The organism is Armatimonadota bacterium (assembly GCA_031081675.1).
GTDB classification, from domain to species: Bacteria; Sysuimicrobiota; Sysuimicrobiia; order Sysuimicrobiales; family Kaftiobacteriaceae; genus Calidihabitans; species Calidihabitans tengchongensis.
This window is the reverse complement of record JAVHLZ010000001.1, coordinates 30,107-36,294: the sequence shown is the minus strand read 5'-3', so window position 1 is coordinate 36,294 and position 6,188 is coordinate 30,107. Positions and strand designations below refer to the sequence as shown.

The following is a 6,188-nucleotide window of genomic DNA, read 5'->3' as shown; positions in this document are numbered from 1 at the left end:
CCCCCGCAGCCGGTCTCGGACGCCGAGTGGGAGGCCCTGCGGGCCAACCCCGCCACCGCCCCCTACGCGTTCTGACCGGGACCTCCGACGCCCACGGCCCGGCGCCCACGGCCGCCGGCGGAGGACCCCCGTCTCCTTGTTCCGGACATCCCCGGTCTGGTATATAGTGGGGAGTGACGACGGTGCTGGAGCTGACCCGGGAGCAGGCGGCGGAACTGATCCGGCACGCCGAGGAAGAGTACCCGAACGAGTGTTGCGGCCTGCTGGCCGGGCGCGACGGCCGGGTCGAGCGGATCTACCGGGGGACCAACGTCGACCGCAGCCCCTACACGTACCTGATGGATCCCGCCCAGCAGCTGGCGGCCTTCAAGGACATGGAGGCGGCGGGGCTGGATCTGGTGGGGATTTATCACTCGCACACCCATACCCCGGCGTATCCGTCCACCACTGACGTGGCCCGGGCCTACTACCCGGAGGCGCTGTACGTGATCATCTCCCTGGCCGACCGGTCGGCCCCCGTGATCCGGGCGTTCCGGCTGGCCGACGGGCAGATCGCGGAAGCGAGCGTGATCATCCGATGAGAGTCTCCACCCGTGCCGAGTACGGCCTGCGGGCGCTGATCGACCTGGCCAGCCACTACGGCGAAGGTCCGGTCCAGACCCACGACATCGCCGCCCGCCAGGGGCTGCCCGAACCCTACCTGAACCAGCTGATGGCCGTGCTGCGCCGCGCCGGCCTGGTGACCAGCAAGCGCGGCCCGGCCGGCGGCCACGTCCTGGCCCGGCCACCGGAGGCCATCAGCCTCCGCGAGGCGTTCGACGTCCTGGAGGGGGCGGCGGCGCCGTGGTGGTGCGTGGAAACCAGCGACCCGGACTGCGTCTACGCGCCCGGATGCGGCCTGCGCCCGGTCTGGCAGGCCATCAACCGGGCCGTCGAGCGGGTGCTGGCCGAGATGACCCTGGCCGACATCGCTCGGGTCAGGCAGCCAGCCGGCCACCTGTGAGACGCCGCCGTCGCGCATCCAGGCCGGGCGGGGGCCCGGCCTGGTCGTGTTTTTGAGGGGAATGCGGCGGCACCCGGCGGCGTTGGACCGGGTGCCCTCCATGGGAGCGACGATGGCGGCGTCCACAGCTCAGACGGCCGAGGACCGGCAGCGCTTTACGGCCCTGGTGGAGCAGTACCTGGACGGGCTGTTCGGCACGGCGCTGCGGTTGACCCGCAACCGGGCGCGGGCGGAAGACCTCCTCCAGGAGACCTTCCTGCGTGCCTGGCGGTCTTTCCGCACCTTCCAGCCCGGCACCAACGCCCGCGCGTGGCTGTACCGCATCCTCATGAACGCCTACATTGACGGCTACCGGAAGGCGTCCCGGGAGCCGGAGGTGGTGGACCAGGACGACGTCGACGAGTTCTACCTGTACTCCCGGGTGCAGGAGAGTGAGGACTTCCGCCGGGCCGGAAACCCGGAGGAAGCCTTCCTGGCCACCTTGATGGACGCCGACGTCAAGGCGGCGCTGGACAGCCTGCCGGACACGTTCCGGGAGGTGGTGGTCCTGGCCGACATCGAGGGTTTTTCCTACCGGGAGATCGCCGAAATGCTGGGCATCCCCATGGGGACCGTGATGTCCCGCCTGCACCGGGCGCGCCGCCGGCTGCAGGTGGCCCTGTGGGAGTACGCCCGCCGGGCCCGATACGCCCGCGCCGACGTGCGGCCGGCGGGGGGTGGGGGCGATGGCTGATCTGGATTGCGAACAGGTCCTGCAGATGGTGTGGCAGTACCTGGACGGCGAGGTGGACGAAGCCCGCTACCTGGAGATCCGGTCGCACATCCAGGCCTGCTCCGGCTGCGGCCCGCGCTACGAGTTCCAGCGCCGCCTGCGGGAGCTGATCGAGCGGAAGTGCCGCGAGGGCCCCGCGCCCCCCGAGCTCAAGCGACGCCTGTTCCGGCTGCTGGAGACCTGACGGCGCCGACGGACGCCGTCCCCCGTTTGTGTCACTTCCGGGGTGGCCGGCGGCCTGCTAGCATGCCGGCCGGAGAGGGCGGAGGAGCGCCGTGGGCATCCGCCTGCTCGTGGTCGATGACCACCGCCTGGTCGCCGAAGCCCTGGTCCGACTGCTCCAGCAGGACGCCGCCATCCAGGTGGTGGGACTGGCGACCACAGGCCCCGAAGCCCTCACCCTGGCCCGCTCCCTGCGCCCCTCCCTGGTCCTGATGGACGTGGGCCTGCCGGGCATGGACGGGATCGAGGCCACCTGGACGCTGCGCCGCCAGCTGCCCGACATCCCGGTCCTCATCCTGACGATGCACGAGCAGGAGGCCTACGCCCTGGAGGCGATGCGGGCGGGGGCCGCCGGGTATCTGCTGAAGACCGCAGCGCCCGACGAGCTGCTGGAGGCCGTCCGCGCCGTGGCCCGCGGAGAGGGGATCGTCTACCCGAAGGTCAGCCCGGCCGCGCTGCAGCGCGTGGCCCGGGCCGTGGCCCGGTGGCGGGACCCGTCCGCGCTCTCCCGCCGGGAACTGCAGGTCCTGCAGATGATCTCCCAGGGGGCGTCCATCGGCGAGGCGGCCGCCCAGCTTCAGCTGAGCCCCCACACGGTCCGCAACCACCTCAAGGGCGTGTACCGGAAGCTGGGGGTCCGCGGCCGCGTCGAGGCGGCTGCCTACGCCGTCCGCCGCGGCCTGGTCAAGGCGTGAGCGCTATCTCCCCTCTCCCTTCGGGAGAGGGCGAGGGTGAGGGCGCAGTCCCTGATCCCCGATCCCGGATCCCGCCATTGCAGTTCACCTTCAACCTTCAACCCAGTACACTCAGCCCAGCCACCCCTGCCTGCCCCCTCCGGGTCTTGCCCCGCGCCCGGATCCCCGCGATGGTGGAGGAGGGGCGACCCGCGTGCGAAAACGACCTGCTGTCCGCCCGCAGCCCGCGCTGGACCTGCGTACGGCTGCCGTGGCGTCGGTCTCCGACGCCGCCGGCCGCTCCCTGCCCGAGAGCGCCTCCCCCGGCGGGGCCTCCGACCGCCTGCCGGTCCACCTGGACGGCGAGATCCGGCTGCTGCCCCTGGGGGACATTCTGTACTGCTACGCCGACGGCGACCGCACGATGGTCGTGACCCGCCAGGGGGAACTGCGCACCCGCCTGTCCCTGGACCGGCTGACGACCCGCCTGGAACCGCACCGCTTCTTCCGCTGCCACCGCGCCTACCTCGTGAACCTGACCCACGTGCGCAGCGTCATCCCCTGGACCCGCAACGCCTACACTCTCGCCCTGGACGGCGGCCGCGACGTCCCCCTCAGCAAGCACCGCCTGCACGCCCTCAAAGACCTCCTGGGACTCTAGGCGCGGACTCACGTGACCGCGCCTCACACACGATTCCCCTCTCCCTCCGGGAGAGGGCCGGGGTGAGGGCCTGGAAGAGATAACTCTGCCCTCTCCCCATGGGAGAGGGCGAGGGTGAGGGCGCAGTCCCTGATCCCGCAGTTGCAGTACACCTTCAACCTTGGACCTTCACCGCAGTTCCCCGGATTCACCGCCCCCGCGCCGCCGCCTTCTCCTTCTGCTCCATGATGGACGACGAGTGACCCGGGAACGCCGACGCCTTGGGGTTGAGGTAGGTGACGGCGTTGTTGACGGCCGTGGCCGCCTCGCCGAACCCGGTCACGATCAGCTTGAGCTTTCCGGGAAAGGTGACGATGTCCCCGGCGGCGTACACGCCGGGGATGTTGGTTTCCATCCTGGTGTTCACCACGATGGAGTCGTCCTGGATCTGCAGCCCCCACTCCCGGATGGGGCCCAGGTTGCTGACCAGTCCCAGGAAGGCCAGGACCGCGTCCACCTCCAGCGATTCCTCCTCCTGGGTCTTGTTGTGGAAGATGACCGCTTCCCGCACCTGGGAGTCGCCCCGCAGCGCCCGCAGCTCGTAGAAGAGCTTCACCTTGATGGGCGAGGCGAACAGCCTGCGCACGCTGTCCTCGTGGGCCCGGAACCCGTCCCGCCGGTGGATCAGGGTGATCTCCCGCGCGCAGTCCAGCAGGCCCAGCGCCCAGTCCAGCGCCGAATCCCCGCCGCCGATCACCAGCAGCCGCTTGCCCCGGAACTCCTCCTTGTTGCGCACCGCGAAGTACAGGCCCCGGCCCATCCACTGGTCCAGTTCCGGACGCTTGAAGGTCTTGGGGGTGAAGGCGCCGATGCCTGCGGTGATGAGAGCCACCCGGGTCAGGTGCACTCCCAGGTCGGTGCCCAGCCGGATGGTCCCGTCAGGCAGTCGGTCCAGGGTCTGCACGCTCTCGTTGAGGTGGATGGTGGGGGTGTACTGCATCATCTGCTCCACCAGGTTGCGCACGAGGTCCTTGCCCAGGATCTTGGGGAAGCCCGCCACGTCGTAGATGTACTTGTCGGGGTACAGGGCGGTGATCTGTCCGCCCAGGTCCGGCTGGCTGTCGATGATCTTGGTCCGCAGGCCCCGGAAGCCGGCGTAGTAGGCGGCGAACAGCCCCGCGGGGCCCGCCCCGATGATGGTCATGTCGTACAGCTCGTCGACGCTCATGGCCGGCGTTCCCCTCCTCCCGCACGCTGCGCCATTATACATTCCCCCGGGAGGATGGCTCCACCCCCGGCGGCACCGGCGCGGCACCGTCCGCGCCGCCGATCCCCGCCGGCCGAACCCGGCCGACGTCCGCGGTCCGGGCACCACCGCATCGGCCCGTCCGAGCCACGCGCGGTGCGGCCCGCCACAGCCGGGGCAGGGGGCGAAGCCGGGACGACCGAAGATACCCGCGCCCGTCACGGCGTGGTAGAATCGATTCCGCAGCCACGCGGTCAACAATCGTCTGAGGAGGCAAGACGATGACGCTGGTCACCCGACCTGGTCCGCTGCTCACCGCCGAGCAGATGGAGCGGTACTCGCGGCAGACCATCCTGGAGGAGGTCGGCCTGGCCGGGCAGCGCCGCCTGCTGGACAGCAAGGTCCTGATCGTCGGCGCCGGCGGCCTGGGCAGCCCCGCCGCCCTGTACCTGGCGGCGGCCGGGGTGGGGACCCTGGGGATCGTGGACGGCGACCGGGTGGACCTGTCCAACCTGCACCGCCAGATCCTCCACTTCACCCACGACATCGGGCGCCCCAAGACCCAGTCGGCGCGGCGGACCCTGGAAGACATCAACCCCGACGTGACCGTGATTCCGCACCAGACCGTCCTCAGCAGCGAGAACGCCCTGGACATCATCGCCGACTACGAGGTGGTGGTGAACGGCTCCGACAACTTCCCCACCCGCTACCTGGTGAACGACGCCTGCGTGTTCCTGGGCAAGCCCCTGGTGGACGCCAGCATCCTGCGGTGGGAGGGCCACGCCACCGTCTTTGTGCCCGGCCGCGGCTGCTACCGGTGCCTGTTCCCCACGCCTCCGCCGCCCGGCACGGTGCCCAGCTGCGCCGAGGGCGGCATCATCGGCGCCGTGGCGGGATTCATGGGCACCCTGCAGGCGCTGGAGACCATCAAGATCCTCCTGGGGCGGGGCGAGACGCTGGTCAACCGCCTGCTCATCGTGGACGCGCTGGCCGCGGAGATCCGCACCGTCCGCTGGAGCCGCAACCCCGACTGCCCGGTCTGCGGCGACCGCCCCACCATCACCCAGCTGATCGACTACGAGGCGTTCTGCGGCGTCCCGCGGCCGCACCCCCAGCCCCAGCCGGCGGCCGCCCGGACCATCCCCGAGGTAGGCCCGGCCGAGGCCCGGGCCCTGGTCGAGCGGGGCGAGGCCGTCCTGCTGGACGTGCGGGAGGAGTGGGAGTGGGTCACCGCCCGCATTCCCGGCGCGCTGTTCATCCCGATGGCCGAGGTCCCCCGGCGGCTGGAGGAGATCCCGCGGGACCGCACCACCATCGTCTTCTGCGCCACCGGCCAGCGCAGCGCCACGGTGACCGAGACCCTGCGGGCCGCCGGCTACGACCGCGCCGTCAACCTGGCTGGCGGGATCGTGGCGTGGATGAACGAACAGTATCCGGTGGAGGCCGGCCCGACCTGGTCCTCCGAGAGGCAGGGAGATGGCGCAGGTCGGGGGAAAACGACGTGACGTCTTCCCGCAGCGCAGACGTACCGGATCGTTGGGGCGGTGACCCGTGACCCCCACGCCGTCGTCCCGGTTTCCCACTCCCGAACCCCGAGCCCCGGTGGCGGAGCGGGCTCCGGACCCCGGACC

General features: G+C 71.0%; 8 protein-coding genes. 7 read left to right on the top strand and 1 reads right to left on the bottom strand.

What is annotated here, in order from left to right:
* Positions 1 to 182: 182 nt before the first annotated feature.
* From RB150_00180 to RB150_00155, 6 genes are all read left to right on the top strand, one after another.
* On the top strand, positions 183 to 581 hold the full coding sequence (locus RB150_00180) for a M67 family metallopeptidase (GenBank protein ID MDQ7818958.1): 399 nt from the start codon (positions 183 to 185) through the stop codon (positions 579 to 581).
* Positions 578 to 1,003, top strand: coding sequence for an Rrf2 family transcriptional regulator (locus tag RB150_00175; protein MDQ7818957.1), 426 nt, complete (start codon positions 578 to 580; stop codon positions 1,001 to 1,003). Before RB150_00180 ends, RB150_00175 begins: the two co-directional genes overlap by 4 nt.
* 112 nt (positions 1,004 to 1,115) lie before the next feature.
* Positions 1,116 to 1,736, top strand: coding sequence for a sigma-70 family RNA polymerase sigma factor (locus RB150_00170; protein MDQ7818956.1), 621 nt, complete (start codon positions 1,116 to 1,118; stop codon positions 1,734 to 1,736).
* Positions 1,729 to 1,959: a mycothiol system anti-sigma-R factor gene (gene rsrA, locus RB150_00165; GenBank protein ID MDQ7818955.1), complete on the top strand. Its 231-nt coding sequence runs from the start codon at positions 1,729 to 1,731 to the stop codon at positions 1,957 to 1,959. The genes RB150_00170 and rsrA overlap by 8 nt, the downstream gene beginning before the upstream one ends.
* Positions 1,960 to 2,050: 91 nt before the next feature.
* Positions 2,051 to 2,692 (top strand): response regulator transcription factor, encoded by a 642-nt coding sequence (locus tag RB150_00160; GenBank protein ID MDQ7818954.1) that lies wholly within the window; start codon positions 2,051 to 2,053, stop codon positions 2,690 to 2,692.
* Positions 2,693 to 2,885: 193 nt separating this feature from the next.
* Entirely contained in the window at positions 2,886 to 3,332 is a 447-nt protein-coding gene (locus tag RB150_00155) for a LytTR family DNA-binding domain-containing protein (GenBank protein ID MDQ7818953.1), read from the top strand.
* 187 nt (positions 3,333 to 3,519) lie between these two features.
* Here the strand turns inward: RB150_00155 and RB150_00150 are convergent, their stop codons facing one another.
* Positions 3,520 to 4,539 carry an NAD(P)/FAD-dependent oxidoreductase gene (locus RB150_00150; GenBank protein MDQ7818952.1) on the bottom strand — a complete coding sequence of 340 codons (1,020 nt, stop codon included), beginning with the start codon at positions 4,537 to 4,539 and terminating at the stop codon, positions 3,520 to 3,522.
* A 299-nt stretch (positions 4,540 to 4,838) separates the two neighbouring features.
* Here RB150_00150 and moeB point away from each other — a divergent pair, with 299 nt between their 5' ends.
* Positions 4,839 to 6,062, top strand: coding sequence for a molybdopterin-synthase adenylyltransferase MoeB (moeB, locus tag RB150_00145; GenBank protein ID MDQ7818951.1), 1,224 nt, complete (start codon positions 4,839 to 4,841; stop codon positions 6,060 to 6,062).
* Positions 6,063 to 6,188: the final 126 nt, after the last annotated feature.

Excerpts from the sequence above, each read along its gene's own strand:
- rsrA (MDQ7818955.1), top strand. The coding sequence starts at position 1,729 with ATGGCTGATCTGGATTGCGAACAGGTCCTGCAGATGGTGTGGCAGTAC.
- moeB (MDQ7818951.1), top strand. The coding sequence starts at position 4,839 with ATGACGCTGGTCACCCGACCTGGTCCGCTGCTCACCGCCGAGCAGATG.
- RB150_00175 (MDQ7818957.1), top strand. The coding sequence starts at position 578 with ATGAGAGTCTCCACCCGTGCCGAGTACGGCCTGCGGGCGCTGATCGAC.
- RB150_00150 (MDQ7818952.1), bottom strand. The coding sequence starts at position 4,539 with ATGAGCGTCGACGAGCTGTACGACATGACCATCATCGGGGCGGGCCCC.
- RB150_00170 (MDQ7818956.1), top strand. The coding sequence starts at position 1,116 with ATGGCGGCGTCCACAGCTCAGACGGCCGAGGACCGGCAGCGCTTTACG.